Source organism: Hyphomonas sp. CACIAM 19H1, assembly GCF_003325995.1.
Classification (GTDB): domain Bacteria; phylum Pseudomonadota; class Alphaproteobacteria; order Caulobacterales; family Hyphomonadaceae; genus Hyphomonas; species Hyphomonas polymorpha.
On sequence record NZ_CP016437.1, the window covers coordinates 2,138,027 to 2,150,911 of the forward strand.

A 12,885-nucleotide genomic window follows, 5' to 3' on the forward strand; every position below is an offset into this window, starting at 1 on the left:
GCCGCATCAGGCTCGGCGCATGAACACTGTCTGCGCCTGGCAGAATTCCAGTAGCCCCTCCTGCCCGCCTTCGACGCCCACGCCCGACTGCTTGTGCCCGCCAAAGGCCGCGTGCGGGGAAAGATGCTGGCTCTCATTGATCCAGACCGTGCCGGCCTGAAGCTGCGCGGCCAGCGCCTGCGCCCGGACGAGATCCTTGGTCCAGATCGAGGCACCCAGACCATAAACCGTCGCATTCGCGCGCCCGACCACTTCATCAATGTCGTCAAAGGACATCAACGGCAGCACAGGCCCGAACTGTTCTTCCTGTACGATCCGCGCATTTTCCGGCGGGTTGTCCAGGATTGTCACTGGTACGAAATATCCCGGCGCGGTCGAGGCATTGCCGCCAATCAGGAATTTGTAGCCCTGGTCCTTGGCGTCCTGAATCAGCTCCAGCACCCGCTCATACTGCGCCTTGTTCTGCACCGGCCCAATCTGCGTGCCCTGCTCCGAGCCATCGCCCACCTTCACGGTCTTGGCATGCTCGACAATCGCGGCCTTCAGTGGTTCGTATACGTCCTTGTGGATATACATCCGCTTGGTGGCGATGCAGATCTGCCCGGCATTGCGGAAGGCCGCCCAGAACAGCTCCTGCGCCACCTTTTCGACATCCACATCCGGCATCACGATCGCCGCGTCATTGCCGCCCAGCTCCAGCGTCACCTTCTTCAGGTCTTTCGCCGCGCTGGCCATCACCTTCTTGCCGGTTTCGGTCGATCCGGTGAAGCTCACCTTGTCGATGTCCTTATGCGCCGTCAGCCAAGGACCAAGGCGGTCTGAGCCGGAGATCACGTTGACCACGCCCGGCGGCAGGATGCCCCGGATCAGCTCGCCGATCTTCAGCGTCGTCAGCGGCGTTGTCGGCGCTGGCTTCACCACCACGGTGTTCCCCGCCAGCAGGGCCGGGGCCAGCTTGAACATCATCAGGATGATCGGAAAGTTCCACGGCACGATCGCTGCCACCACGCCAATCGGTCCATATCGCGTCACCGCCAGACGCTCCGGCGAATCCTCCGAAACATGTTCGGGAATATCCAGCTTCGTTGTTTCCATCAGCCAGTGTGCGCCGCCCAGAACATCGCCCATGGCGTCAGGATGCGGCTTGCCCTGTTCCTGCGTCAGCAGGCGCGCAAGCTCCTCGCCATTCTGCGCAATGATGCCGGCAATTGCCTGCAGCGCCTCGCGGCGCTTCTCGATAGAAGTTCCCTTCCAGGACGGCAGCGCCGCGCGGGCGGCTGCCACCGCTTCGTCAAGCTGCGCTTCGGTGCAGTCAGGGGCCTGGGCGAAGACAGCGCCTGTGGCCGGATTCTCGACGCCAAAGGTCTCGCTGCCCGAAACCGCCTTGCCATTGATCGTCATCGTGAAAGTCTGGGACATCTGGTTCGTTTCCTCGCTCTGGTGTCTTTATTGGCGCACGCTAAGCCAGACAAAATCAAAACCGAAGACCAAATCTATCACGCTCTCCTTGGGGAAGGCCTCCAACGGAAACGGCGCGGGAAGCAAGCTTCCCGCGCCAGGCACCATCACAAAAGCCGGCTATTGAAGCCTGACTCCCCTTACTGTGGCGTGCCATACTCGTCAGTCGGTTCTTCGGCGGGCACAGCCGGGTCAAGGGTTCCCGTCGTTGTGTCGCCACCGGGAATCCCGGGGGTCGGTTCCGGTTCCATGACTTCCGGGATTTCTCCCGGTTCAGACCCGACGGGCGGCACTGCCTCTGTGTCGGGAACAGTTGTGCCCGGAACGGCAGGTTCAGTCATGTCGGGGTCGGTGGACTCAGTCGTCCGGTCGAAAGCTGGCTCAATCGGGCCAATCGGCTCGGGCTCATTTCCGCAGGCGGCCAGCGCGACGCCGGCAAACAGGGCAACGCTCATACCAAGTGCTGCTTTACGCATTGTTCCGCTCCTTTTACGGCTATATGGCAACAACGCGCGGTGTACTGATCGGTTCCAGCGTTTTGATATCCCAGCTTCCATGAGTTCCTTCGTGGAAGTGGCCATCCTGAAACGTCTGTACGTTCAACGTCAAAATATCATCCCGAACCTCCAATATGTTGAAGGCAGGCGGCTGCGTCCGAAGCCGCGTGGACAATGTGCCGGCAGTGATGGCGATGTAGCCGCCCTCCCCTTCCCGGATCAATTCGGCGTGCGGCGTATGCACATGGCCCGTCAACAGTATCTGCACCGGGCTTGCGGCAAGCCGCCGGCTCGCTTCCTCTCCGCGTTTGGTGGCTGTTTGAAGCCCGGCTTTGGCGGGTGAGATAAAGGGATGGTGGCAGGCAATCATATGCAGGCCTTCTGCATCCGAATTGGCAATCACTGCATCGAGATCCTCGAGATTTACCCGTCCCTCGGCCCAGTTCATACGCGTCTGCCACCCACGGGATGTATTCAGCCCCCGGATGGAAACGCCGTCAATCTCCAGCGGGCCGGCGCGGCCGCCGAAATACCGGTCATACCGGCCAAAAGCATCCGACGCGCGCGCAGGCAGATTAAGCAGCGGCGTATCGTGGTTTCCCGGTACACACAGGATAGGCGCGCGGAAGCCGGAAAGCCATTCCTGCGCCGCCTCAAATTCTTCCCGCTTGCCGCGCTGGGTCAGATCGCCCGAAACGACAATCGCATTCACATCCAGCTCACGAACCAGATCACCGGCAACGCCCAGGGCTTCTTTGTCTTCACGGCCGAAATGCAGGTCCGCAAAGTGGGCGATCTTCATGCCTCACCTCCAGCCACCAGAACGCAGGCGGCCTTCGGGATGTAAGAAATTGCCAGTACGTCTCCTGGCTCACAGGGCTCGCCATCTATCGTTGCAGGGATCGCCTTTCCCTCCGTGTGTCGCATCCGTATGGCCATCGCGCCTTCGGCATGGAAATGCGCGCTTTCCCGCCACCCGCGCGCCAGGGCATCCATGGCAGATGCGGCGAGATCCAGATGATTGTCCGGCGCGATGACTGCGATCTCCAGGCCCTCCTGCTCGGCGGGAATGACAGCCACTGCGGTCGCCGGGCATTCCCTCACCATGTCGGGCTGGTCCACTTCAACCTGGATATTGCTTTCAATGTCCAGCGTGGCGCGATCCGTCAGAATGCTGACCGCTTCCAGGATGGCCCCTTCCCTTACCGCTTCGCGGGAAGCCCCAATATGCGTCAACTGCCCAAACAGCGCCGCAACATAGAAGCGCTGACCACCCACCTCTCCGGCAGATATCCAGCCGGGCTTGGGATTTGCCAGAACGCTGTGAACAATTTTCTTCCAATCAAGCTCGTCATTGTGAAGACGCTTGGGCAGAAGGTTCATTGTGCCGCCCGGCAATACCAGAACGGGCACAGCCCCATTCGCAGATTGGAGCACTGCGCAGATTGTTCCGTCGCCGCCCCACACCGCGATAGCCTCAGAACCAGCCGCCACAAGGCCTGCCACCTGATCTTCGAGTCCGGCGCCGATATCCAATGGCAGAATAGGCTCGTGCCCCTCTTCCACAAGGAAAGCCGCGAGCTGCTCGCGGCCATCTTCCGGAACAGAGCCGGATTTTTCGTTGACGACAATGCCGAGTTTCATCTGTCAGGTCTCCCGCATACTCAACGCATGGATGACTGGAATGTTCCGGTTCGGGATTAATCGGAAATAATACTTATCGGTTCGGGAACTCACCTCACGGCCGTGCGTTTTGACAACATCTGCAGCTCACAAAGGAATGCAAAATGAAAAAGTCGATGAGTATCCCCCTTCTCGCTCTGGCCACTGTTTTCCTGGTGGCCTGCAATACCGTCAGAGGCGTTGGCGAAGACGTGCAGGCAGGCGGTGAAGCCATCGAGGACACGGCTCGCGGCACGCAGGAAGAGCTTTCTCAATAAGCGGACCAATACCCCCCTCCCATTGATCCGCAAGGCGCGCCTCGAAAGGGGCGCGCCTTTTCAATTACTTGAATGAAATTCTTAATCAGTTGGGGAGCTCGGTAGGAGCCATGTGACTGACGAAAAACGCCAGTTCGATGGTGATCTCGGTTTCCGATCCATTTTCCACAGACACGCTGCCCCCGATCTGACGGGCAAATGCCGAAAGGAAAAGGCTAGTGTCGCGGTCTATCTCGCCCTCGCCTCCCGTCCCATCACGGCCACAGGTGAGCTTCAGCCGGCAATTGCCGTTGTCCCGGTCAAAATGCAGCACAACATCAGCATCATCGTCATCGGGGCATAGAAGCCCAACGGCCTCAAGCACGAACATGCCCAGCGGCACAGCCATATCCGCCGGCAGCGGCCCCGGAGACACATCTGGAATAATACTGCGGCCGCCCTCAACCCAGCCCTTCTGCTCGTCTACCTGATTGCAAATGGCATTGAAGAGATCGAGCGCTTCAACCGTATCCAGATTGCCTTCATTCAACAGGGTGTGATGAACCGCCGCCATCATGGCCACCCTGTGCGCCGCTACCTTGAGGGCCGCCTGCGTTTCCGGTAGCGGCTCTCCCCGCCCCTGCAGTTTCAGCATACTGAGCATCACCTGGAGATTGTTCTTCACCCTGTGATGCACCTCCCGGAAGGCTGCCTTCATCTGGACGAGTGCGCGCTGCATATCCGATTCATGAGTGGTTATGCGGCTGGTGAGATCGTCAAAGGCTTCGGCCACCTGCTGCATTTCCCGCGGCGCGCGGGAAAGCTCAGGCGTAAGCGGCATATAGCGCGCCGAGCTGCGCATATCCTGAATACGGATGCGGATACGCTCCAACCAGCGCAGCACCATGGCATCGGCAATCCAGCTGGCGGCGAGAAGCGCAGCCAGATAGGCAAGGATTGGCACGAGGAAGGCGAGAGTGCCCTCCACGCGCTGCGGGGGCGAGGGCGATGCAACCATCAGCCACAGCCCCTCCGTTCTCAACGGCAGAAGCACGATATCCATGGCCGGCCCCTGATCCGGGGTAAGATGATGTATCCGCCTGTTGAGGCTAGCCCCTTCACTGATCCATTCCATCGGCACACCGGCCATGATGTTCGAGCCGATCACCTCGCCGCCTGGAACGACCAGAGCGATGGTTGCCGAGCTGGATTCGGTTGCTTCAGCCAGCCGCGCAGCAATGTCCACAAGTGACATGCTGAGACCGATGGAGCCCGCAAAATTTCCCTGGGGATCATTCAAACGGCGCAGCATGAAGATGGAGGGATCGCCCAAAACCCTGCTGCGCGGGCCACTGGTCTCGATGGCCTCGACGCCCTTGCGCATCCGGTCATTCCATTCCAGCTGCGACATGGGCGTTCCGACCACGCCTTCGCCAATCTCACTGCAGGTCACGATGCCATCCGCATCAAACCGGACCGTGTTGCGCAGCGGCAGATCCAGAACCGCCATACGATGAGTAATCTCGCTACACGAAAAGTCGGCGCTTTCTGCGGTGATCATACGAAGGGCCGTACGCGTACGTACGAGTATCGTATCAACCTGCCGGAATCGGTCCTGCGCGGTCTGTTGCAGCTCGTGAAACCGAATTCTCTGAGAAAACTGCTGTTCGCTCCAGGCGTTCATCGCGCCCATGATCAACAGGGGGCTGAGGACGACCGCCATGGCGGAAATCACCTGTAGCCGAAGGCTCAGGCGTTTCCGCGTGGCACGGCCTTCCCCACCCGCTTGCGTCATCCGTTGTGCCGGCTCAACACGTCGACCTGATCCATGATGTCGTTAAACGCTGCTTCGCCCGACGTGACGTTGGAGCCGCTGGTGCCGGCTGGCCCCCCATCTTCCGCGTTAAGCAGTTCGGCGAGGGCCTTCCGCGCGCGGCTGACCCGACTCTTGATCGTTCCCACGGCACAACCGACGATTTCCGCGGCTTCCTCGTACGCCATGCCGCCGGCACCGATCAGGATGATCGCTTCGCGCTGGTCCTGGGGCAGATGCTCGAGCGCATTGCGCAGAGCAACCAGCTCAAGTCCTTTGTCGGGATTGTCAGACGCGATGAGCGTCGCCTCGGCAACACCGGGCTCAAGCCCTGTCGATCGCCAGCTGCGACGCTTCTCCGAGTAGAAGGAGTTACGCAGAATGGTAAACGTCCAGGCTTTGAAACTGGTGTTTTCCGTGTAGCTCTCGCGGGCATTCCAAGCCTTCAGCAGCGCATCCTGCACAAGATCATCAGCTTGAACTGGATCGCCGCAAAGGCTGCGCGCAAAGGCACGCAGATGAGGCGTAACCTCCATGAGGGCTGCCTTGAAGTCCGAAAGGGACAGAGCCTGGGTGGCGGTCATGCTTCACCATCAGGTCGCGATTTTACCCCCGCTTTAGCTTTCGCCTCAGCCTGCTCAAGCAGTTTGAAGAAGTCGTCCGGAACGGACTCCCCCACCACGCCATCGTACATCTCACGGAGACGCTCCCCGATAGCGCGATTGCCAAGGCGGCGCTGGCCGCGCCGCCCCTCGGGGTCTTTATTATTCACTTTTCCGGACTCACTCATCTTCAAGCCTTAAATTCCATTCCCTCGCCGACCGATAAACCAAAAAGGGCGAAGTGGTCATATTCGTGCCATAAACGCCTCGACCATGGATAGGTTCCATGGCACACTGTACTTGGTGAATTAATTCTTCAGCACGTGAAACCAATCTGCATCCCATGCGTTGTAACGCTCAGATAGCATAGAGGTTCCATTATGAGTCTGATCGCCCAATACGGCCCCCATCTCCCTTTTCTCCGCCGCTACGCGCGAGCCCTTACAGGGTCTCAGGAGAGTGGTGACGCGTATATCCGGGCCTGCCTGGAAGCCCTGAGCGAAGACCCCGGCATGATGGAGGAGGCTTCCTCTCCTCGCGTGACGCTGTATCGCTTTTTCCACGCGATCTGGTCAACTACCGGCGCCCGGCTGGAAACGGTGGGCAAGGCGGGCGGCTCCACACCGGAAGCGCGCCTGCGCAAGCTGGCTCCGATCCAACGGCAGGCCTTCCTCCTGACCACTCTGGAAGGTTTCAGCCGGCCAGAAGCCTGCGAAATTCTCAACAAGAGCTCAGACGAACTGGACCAGTTGATCGATGCAGCCCATCAAGAGATCGAGCAGCAATTGTCGACCTCGGTTCTGATCATTGAGGACGAGCCAATCATTGCAGCCGACCTTGCCAACCTGGTCGAAGATCTGGGGCACACCTTTGCTGGCAATGCGGCCACTCGCAAACAAGCCGTGGATCTCGCCCGCCGCGTGAAGCCTGGCCTCATCCTCTGTGATGTTCAGTTGGCGGATAATTCTTCAGGCATCGATGCCGTGCAGGATATTCTGACTGATTTCGACCTGCCAGTTATCTTCATTACAGCGTTCCCGGAGCGGCTTCTGACTGGCGAACGGCCTGAGCCCACCTACCTTATCACCAAGCCGTTCCAGGATGATACAGTGAAGGCGGCCATCAGCCAGGCCCTCTTCTTCCACGCCCAGCCTGAACCGCAAAACTGACGGCGGACCCGGAACTAATCGCTTTCTCCTTCGTTGATCCTGTGAGGACACTGAAAGGAGAAAGCGATGGCTACCCCCCAAACTTCAAGCCGCCGTTCGCGCAGCCGCGCCAACGGTCATGACAAAAAAGCAGTGGCTGCGGCCGCAGCCGCCCGTAATGATCTTCATGCTGCCCAGGAGGCTGCAGAGACATTCGTATCCGCCGTCAAATCGTCGGCTAATCATTTCACGGAGCATCTTGGTCGCGCCGTTGGTGAAAAGGTTGTCAAGGCACAGCACGGCGCAGAATCTGTTGCCGAGAAGGCAGTTGATGCCCGCCACCGGCTGGAAGACACGATCCGTGAACGCCCGCTGATGGCCGTTGGGGCCGCAGCTGGCGCAGGCATCCTTCTGGCGCTGCTGTCTCGCCGCTAAACATGGCTGCCAGTCTCAAACATCGCGCTATTATGATGGCCGGCGGGTCCGTTATCGGGCTCGCCGGTGCTGGCGCACTCACTTGGGCCGGCGTTGTTGCCTTGGCGCCTTATATGGGGCTGGCATCGGCCGGCGCCGTTGTTGGCGGGCTTCTCATTCTTGGGGCGGCCTTTGCCATGTGGAAAGCAACACGCCCAGCCGTTCCCATGGAAGAAGAGTTTGCAGGCGTAACCGCCGCGGCCGTCAACACTGCGGCATACATCCGCGATGATACGCTCGATACCTTGACGGGTATGTCCATTAATGTGGTCGGTAATATGGTTGAGAAACGCCCCCTTCTCACATTGCTCGGTGTAGGCGTTGCGGCCTACGCTGTGGCGCGCGCCCCGAATACGAGCGCTGGAATAGTGGATCGTATGCTGTCCCGTCTGGTCTGACGGGACACATCTGGGGGCAAAAAATGACACTTACGCAAGCGGGCATCTTTGCTATTCTTTCCATGACTGCCCTGCTCTTCATCTGGGGCAGATGGCGACATGACTTGGTCGCCCTCGGCGCGCTCATTGCGTGTATACTCGCCGGGCTCGTGAAGCCCGGCGATGCCTTTTCCGGCTTCGGAAATCCTGCGGTCATCACAGTTGCATCCGTCCTTATTCTGAGTTTCGCGCTGCAGACGACAGGCGTTGTCGATACATTGACCGCGCGCGTCTTGCCTTCCAGTTCCGGCAGCACAGTCTCAATTATCGCCCTCTCGGCGCTCGCCGCCGGGCTTTCTGCCTTCATGAACAATGTCGGCGCCTTGGCGCTGCTGATGCCTATCGCCATCAAGACTGCCGGACGCCTGGGCGTCGCGCCCGGTCGCGTCCTGATGCCGGTCTCCTTCGCCTCTATTCTTGGCGGCATGACCACCCTTACCGGCACACCGCCGAACCTGATCGTTGCCGGTTTCAGTGGTGAGGCCGGTAGCACGGGGTTCACGATGTTTGATTTTGCGCCGGTTGGTCTTGCTGTTACAGCGGGCGGCCTTCTGCTGATTGCGATCGGCTGGCGGCTCGTTCCGGCGCGAGAGCGCGCCGATCTCACCAGCTTTGAAACTGCGCCTTATATAATCGAGGCGCGCATCAAGCAGGATTCTTCCATCATCGGCCAGTCCCTGCGTGACATCGAATATCAGCTCGACACCACCGATGCTCAGATCGTGGGCCTCCTGCGGGACGACCGCCGCATATCAGCGCCCAGCCCCTACCGCGAGGTGCGCAGCGGCGATGTGCTGGTGATCGAAGCCGACCCCAAGGCCATCGGCGACGCTCTCTCCAAGCTTGGCCTGAGCCTAGACACCATCGAGAAGGCCGAAGAAGAAAAGCGAGAGGAGAAGGAGAACGCAGAAAATTCGGGTAAGGAGGAGAAAGAGACCCAGCAGGAAAGCCGCCTCCAATCGGGCGATGTGATCCTGATGGAGCTTGCCGTTCGCCCGAACGCGCTGCTGCTCGGACTTACCATCAAGCTCATCGAACTGCGGCGGGAGTTTGGCGTGAACCTTATTGCGCTTTCGCGAGACGGCAAGGAGTCGATGGCGCGCCTGAACTCTACGCCCATCCGATCTGGCGACGTATTGCTGGTTCAGGGAAATCCCGACTCGATCCTTGAATTTGCAAACCGCTATGGCTGCGTGCCTCTTGCCGAACGTCCGCTGAAGATCCCGAACACACGCAAGGCATTCCTTGCTGCCGCCATTATGGTGCTAGCCGTTGCCGGCGCAGCCTTCGGGCTCCTGCCTGCGGCAATCACCTTCGCGGCCGGTGTCCTGGCTGTCGCCGTTTTCAAGGTCGTGCCCCTACGCAAGCTATACGAGCCGATCGATTGGCCGGTGATCGTTCTGCTTGGCGCGCTCATTCCTGTCGCAGGCGCCATGTCGACCACGGGCGCAGCCGACCTTCTGGCCCAGGGTCTCATTACCGCATCAGGCGGCGCCAACCCGGTCTACACGATGATCATTCTACTGATCGTTACAATGACGCTCTCGGATTTCATGAATAATGCCGCAACTGCAGCTGTGATGTGCCCGATCGCCTTGGGCGCCGCTGCCCAGCTGGGGGTTAATCCGGACACTTATCTCATGGCGGTGGCGGTGGGGGCATCCTGCGCCTTCCTCACGCCCATCGGCCACCAGAACAATGCCCTCATTCTTGGGCCAGGCGGCTTCCGCTTTGGCGATTACTGGCGCCTTGGTCTGCCGATGGAAATCGTGGTGATCTGCGCCGCTACGCCCATGTTGCTATGGGTATGGCCTCTCTAATGACTGTGCCATGATGAAGAAAGCTGCGGAACCTCGGAAGCTCAAGCGCGTTCCCTTTTCACAGACCGAAAGAGTGGTCATTTGACAAAGGAGACTTCCATGCTTGGTTGGGCACTGACATTCTTTATCCTCGCAATCATCGCAGCCCTGCTTGGCTTCGGTGGCATCGCTGGCGCCGCTGCGAGCATCGCGCAAATTCTGTTCTTCGTCTTCCTGGCGCTTCTGGTGGTGACCTTTGTCGCCCGCGCGCTCCGGGGCCGGAGCATCACCTGACACATCCGTGTGTGTAAACATCCCTGCACCTCAAAGGGCGCCCTTCGGGCGCCCTTTTTTTAAAGAAAGCGGTCCCCGCCTTACGATGTTGGAAGCCACACGGAATATTTCGAACTTCCCCGGGAACTGAATCAATCTGGGCACGTTTCTTAGGTGTACAAAGCAAACAATTCGATCATCGAATGGAGAGCGCCATGACTAACAAGAATACTGTTAAAGGCGTTGGCAATCAGGTTGCCGGCAATGCCAAGGAAGCTGCAGGTAAAGTCTCAGGCAACAAAAAGCTCGAAGCCGAAGGCCGCCTTCAGGAACTGAAAGGCGATGCACAACGCGCCGCGGGCAAAGTTGAGGACAAGGTCAAGAAATCGGCGGACCAGAACCGGAAATAATCCGGCAAGTCCGCTTCAGGATACGGAGGAACTACAGGCGCCGCGTCAGCGTCCCCCCACCCCCCACGTGAGGCGCCTGTTCCGCCACCCAACCAAGGTTGGGTGGCGGTTTCCGTTTTGCCGGTGATGCACGCGAAAATCCGCGATGCGGCAGCGCCTTCAATCGGCGCCCTCGTCCCCCAGCTGGTGCACCAGCGAGAAATCAACCCGCAGGCCGTCTTGGTTCATCACACGTGAAACCTGCCCGCCTGCCGAACTGACAATTCGCTGAATGACCGTCAGGCCTGTACTCGTCGATGAAGATGCTTCGGAGGCAACGTCTGGCACATTTTCCAGCGGTTCGATCCAGGAAAGGTGCAGCCAACCATCCTCGATGCGGCCCTCACAATGGATCTCACCCCCGTTGCGCAAGGCGCCATACTTCAGCGAGTTTGTCGTCAGTTCTCCGATCACCACAGCAATCACACGCATCTGCGCTTCATCGACCAGGCAATCGGGCATGCCGCAGACATCAATTGTTTCTTCCGAAACGCCAGCGGCATCCACAAGGTCAGCCACCAGAGACCGCAGCGGGAAATCGCTCGACGCCTCCACCAGCTTTCCCTGCGCCACAGCCAACGATGAGAAGCGAGCCACCAGTTCCTCGGCAAAGCGCTGATGCTCCGGGGTTTGCCGCGCGCTGATCTTGGCAATGGCGCTGGCCACGGCAAAAGCGTTCTTCAACCGGTGACGCATTTCCAGAGCGATGGTGTCATACATCTTCCGGTTGGTAACTGCATCGGTCACGTCCTTGGAAACGACGAGCACACCTGTCACCTCCCCGTCACCATCCCGGATCGGCGAGACGCGTACGTCCCACCATTTTGGCCGGCCGCGGGCCGTCGGGCAAAAGCCGCGAAAGTCGGTTGTCTCTCCAATGGCCCCCTTCGCGGTGGCCTCCTGCACGACAGGATGAGAATCCTCCGGCCAGAGATCCCACCAACGCCGGCCGACCACATCCATCTCCGCATTCAACTGGCGCGCCACCAACCCTGCCGGGTTCATGTAGCGGATGCGGCCGTCGGTATCGAGGACCTTGATGCAATCGCGGCTACTCTGAAGCAGAGCAGCGAGAACGGGATCAGAAAGACTCCCTGAAAGATCGTCCAGAGAGACGGCCCGCAAAGCGCCATCTGGTGCCGGGCTGCGATGCATTGCACCATACTCCTCGCTCGGTCCCACGGCAGAATTGCCCACTTGCACTTCCCCCACACCAGAAAGAAGCGGAAATGTCTGCTTTGCGCAAGCCCTGGTTGCTAGTTCCTGCACAATTGGGGCAGCTTGGTTAACAGCGTGCAAACCAGGTGGCGCAACCATGCCCCCTGCGTGATTCTGGGGCAACCGTCCTTGGAACCGATCGAAAATGCTCTCTATGCGGATTTTGATGACACAGCCCCTGTTATCCCGGATTCAACCCATGATGAGCTTCGTGAATCTCGAGACCGGCTCAGGAGACAAAAAGACACAAAAACTTTTACGCAGATGCCTGGCAACCGGATTTCAAATCAGCAATATTTTTTGCAGAGGCCCCTCTTTGTCGTCTGGGAGACAGAAAGGGCACTCCCCTACTCCCGCATGACGCGGAGAACTTCCAACTCGTGATCGCGCCCATCCGCGCCGCGCCACGTCATGGTATCCCCCGCCCGCAGACCGATCAGCATCGCGCCCACCTGCGTGAGCACAGAAATCCGCCTAGCCGCTATATTCGCCTCATTGGGATAAACCAGCGAGAAATCGTCATAGAGAGCGCCATCATAATGGAAGCTCACCCGGTCATGCATCCGCACCACATCAAGCGGCACGTCTTCCACAGGAGCAATCAGCGCCCGCGTGAGTTCTTCGATCAGGGTATCAGCGGCAGGCTCGCGGCCCTGAACAGCATGGGCAAGGTCTGACAGGCGTTCGAGTTCTTCATCCGTCACATAGACGGGCGGGCGTTTGAATTTGGACATGTGTATTCCAGATGCATGAAAGCGCCACCGCCGGCACGGGCGGAGCGGGTTGATGATTTTAAAG

At 59.3% G+C, this 12,885-nt stretch carries 16 protein-coding genes; 7 read left to right on the top strand and 9 right to left on the bottom strand.

The features are described 5' to 3' along the window. Positions 1-6 precede the first annotated feature (6 nt). The 4 genes from BBF93_RS10005 to BBF93_RS10020 all read right to left on the bottom strand — a co-directional run bounded on the left by BBF93_RS10005 (position 7) and on the right by BBF93_RS10020 (position 3,599). Positions 7-1,419 (bottom strand): aldehyde dehydrogenase family protein, encoded by a 1,413-nt coding sequence (locus BBF93_RS10005; protein ID WP_114105803.1) that lies wholly within the window; start codon positions 1,417-1,419, stop codon positions 7-9. Between the two features lie 179 nt (positions 1,420-1,598). Further along, the gene (locus BBF93_RS10010; protein ID WP_157532734.1) at positions 1,599-1,934 is read right to left on the bottom strand and encodes a hypothetical protein; all 336 of its coding nucleotides are present in this window, start codon (positions 1,932-1,934) and stop codon (positions 1,599-1,601) included. A gap of 19 nt (positions 1,935-1,953) precedes the next feature. Further along, positions 1,954-2,757: a metallophosphoesterase gene (locus BBF93_RS10015; RefSeq protein WP_114105804.1), complete on the bottom strand. Its 804-nt coding sequence runs from the start codon at positions 2,755-2,757 to the stop codon at positions 1,954-1,956. After that, on the bottom strand, positions 2,754-3,599 hold the full coding sequence (locus BBF93_RS10020) for a diacylglycerol kinase family protein (RefSeq protein ID WP_114105805.1): 846 nt from the start codon (positions 3,597-3,599) through the stop codon (positions 2,754-2,756). The genes BBF93_RS10015 and BBF93_RS10020 overlap by 4 nt, the downstream gene beginning before the upstream one ends. Positions 3,600-3,754: 155 nt before the next feature. Here BBF93_RS10020 and BBF93_RS10025 point away from each other — a divergent pair, with 155 nt between their 5' ends. Beyond that, complete coding sequence (locus BBF93_RS10025) at positions 3,755-3,895, top strand: entericidin A/B family lipoprotein (protein WP_051612434.1); 141 nt, start codon at positions 3,755-3,757, stop codon at positions 3,893-3,895. A gap of 85 nt (positions 3,896-3,980) precedes the next feature. Here the strand turns inward: BBF93_RS10025 and BBF93_RS10030 are convergent, their stop codons facing one another. From BBF93_RS10030 to BBF93_RS10040, 3 genes are all read right to left on the bottom strand, one after another. Then, a complete protein-coding gene (locus tag BBF93_RS10030) occupies positions 3,981-5,384 on the bottom strand; it encodes a sensor histidine kinase (protein ID WP_162786502.1) in 1,404 nt (467 codons plus the stop codon). A gap of 281 nt (positions 5,385-5,665) precedes the next feature. Further along, positions 5,666-6,271: a sigma-70 family RNA polymerase sigma factor gene (locus BBF93_RS10035; RefSeq protein WP_035596803.1), complete on the bottom strand. Its 606-nt coding sequence runs from the start codon at positions 6,269-6,271 to the stop codon at positions 5,666-5,668. After that, entirely contained in the window at positions 6,268-6,459 is a 192-nt protein-coding gene (locus BBF93_RS10040; RefSeq protein ID WP_206742140.1) for a NepR family anti-sigma factor, read from the bottom strand. Before BBF93_RS10040 ends, BBF93_RS10035 begins: the two co-directional genes overlap by 4 nt. A 210-nt stretch (positions 6,460-6,669) precedes the next feature. Here BBF93_RS10040 and BBF93_RS10045 point away from each other — a divergent pair, with 210 nt between their 5' ends. The 6 genes from BBF93_RS10045 to BBF93_RS10070 all read left to right on the top strand — a co-directional run bounded on the left by BBF93_RS10045 (position 6,670) and on the right by BBF93_RS10070 (position 10,830). Further along, positions 6,670-7,458 (top strand): response regulator, encoded by a 789-nt coding sequence (locus BBF93_RS10045; protein WP_114105807.1) that lies wholly within the window; start codon positions 6,670-6,672, stop codon positions 7,456-7,458. 66 nt (positions 7,459-7,524) lie between these two features. Next, positions 7,525-7,872 carry a hypothetical protein gene (locus BBF93_RS10050; protein WP_035596796.1) on the top strand — a complete coding sequence of 116 codons (348 nt, stop codon included), beginning with the start codon at positions 7,525-7,527 and terminating at the stop codon, positions 7,870-7,872. 2 nt (positions 7,873-7,874) lie between these two features. Further along, positions 7,875-8,309, top strand: a complete 435-nt coding sequence (locus tag BBF93_RS10055; protein ID WP_114105808.1) for a hypothetical protein — start codon at positions 7,875-7,877, stop codon at positions 8,307-8,309. Positions 8,310-8,332: 23 nt separating this feature from the next. After that, positions 8,333-10,168: an SLC13 family permease gene (locus BBF93_RS10060; RefSeq protein WP_114105809.1), complete on the top strand. Its 1,836-nt coding sequence runs from the start codon at positions 8,333-8,335 to the stop codon at positions 10,166-10,168. Between the two features lie 99 nt (positions 10,169-10,267). Next, positions 10,268-10,441, top strand: a complete 174-nt coding sequence (locus BBF93_RS10065; RefSeq protein ID WP_035596789.1) for a DUF1328 domain-containing protein — start codon at positions 10,268-10,270, stop codon at positions 10,439-10,441. A gap of 194 nt (positions 10,442-10,635) precedes the next feature. Continuing rightward, positions 10,636-10,830 (top strand): CsbD family protein, encoded by a 195-nt coding sequence (locus BBF93_RS10070; protein WP_035596786.1) that lies wholly within the window; start codon positions 10,636-10,638, stop codon positions 10,828-10,830. Between the two features lie 159 nt (positions 10,831-10,989). Here the strand turns inward: BBF93_RS10070 and BBF93_RS10075 are convergent, their stop codons facing one another. Continuing rightward, positions 10,990-12,024 carry a PAS domain-containing protein gene (locus tag BBF93_RS10075; protein ID WP_035596783.1) on the bottom strand — a complete coding sequence of 345 codons (1,035 nt, stop codon included), beginning with the start codon at positions 12,022-12,024 and terminating at the stop codon, positions 10,990-10,992. A gap of 410 nt (positions 12,025-12,434) precedes the next feature. Continuing rightward, entirely contained in the window at positions 12,435-12,821 is a 387-nt protein-coding gene (rnk, locus tag BBF93_RS10080; RefSeq protein ID WP_114105811.1) for a nucleoside diphosphate kinase regulator, read from the bottom strand. Positions 12,822-12,885 lie beyond the last annotated feature (64 nt).

What these genes read in the sequence shown, in the direction of transcription:
- BBF93_RS10045 (WP_114105807.1), top strand. Translation starts at nt 6,670, where the DNA reads ATGAGTCTGATCGCCCAATACGGCCCCCATCTCCCTTTTCTCCGCCGC.
- BBF93_RS10050 (WP_035596796.1), top strand. Translation starts at nt 7,525, where the DNA reads ATGGCTACCCCCCAAACTTCAAGCCGCCGTTCGCGCAGCCGCGCCAAC.
- BBF93_RS10070 (WP_035596786.1), top strand. Translation starts at nt 10,636, where the DNA reads ATGACTAACAAGAATACTGTTAAAGGCGTTGGCAATCAGGTTGCCGGC.
- BBF93_RS10010 (WP_157532734.1), bottom strand. Translation starts at nt 1,934, where the DNA reads ATGCGTAAAGCAGCACTTGGTATGAGCGTTGCCCTGTTTGCCGGCGTC.
- BBF93_RS10055 (WP_114105808.1), top strand. Translation starts at nt 7,875, where the DNA reads ATGGCTGCCAGTCTCAAACATCGCGCTATTATGATGGCCGGCGGGTCC.
- BBF93_RS10025 (WP_051612434.1), top strand. Translation starts at nt 3,755, where the DNA reads ATGAGTATCCCCCTTCTCGCTCTGGCCACTGTTTTCCTGGTGGCCTGC.
- rnk (WP_114105811.1), bottom strand. Translation starts at nt 12,821, where the DNA reads ATGTCCAAATTCAAACGCCCGCCCGTCTATGTGACGGATGAAGAACTC.
- BBF93_RS10060 (WP_114105809.1), top strand. Translation starts at nt 8,333, where the DNA reads ATGACACTTACGCAAGCGGGCATCTTTGCTATTCTTTCCATGACTGCC.
- BBF93_RS10020 (WP_114105805.1), bottom strand. Translation starts at nt 3,599, where the DNA reads ATGAAACTCGGCATTGTCGTCAACGAAAAATCCGGCTCTGTTCCGGAA.
- BBF93_RS10035 (WP_035596803.1), bottom strand. Translation starts at nt 6,271, where the DNA reads ATGACCGCCACCCAGGCTCTGTCCCTTTCGGACTTCAAGGCAGCCCTC.
- BBF93_RS10015 (WP_114105804.1), bottom strand. Translation starts at nt 2,757, where the DNA reads ATGAAGATCGCCCACTTTGCGGACCTGCATTTCGGCCGTGAAGACAAA.
- BBF93_RS10075 (WP_035596783.1), bottom strand. Translation starts at nt 12,024, where the DNA reads ATGCATCGCAGCCCGGCACCAGATGGCGCTTTGCGGGCCGTCTCTCTG.
- BBF93_RS10005 (WP_114105803.1), bottom strand. Translation starts at nt 1,419, where the DNA reads ATGTCCCAGACTTTCACGATGACGATCAATGGCAAGGCGGTTTCGGGC.
- BBF93_RS10065 (WP_035596789.1), top strand. Translation starts at nt 10,268, where the DNA reads ATGCTTGGTTGGGCACTGACATTCTTTATCCTCGCAATCATCGCAGCC.
- BBF93_RS10030 (WP_162786502.1), bottom strand. Translation starts at nt 5,384, where the DNA reads ATGGCGGTTCTGGATCTGCCGCTGCGCAACACGGTCCGGTTTGATGCG.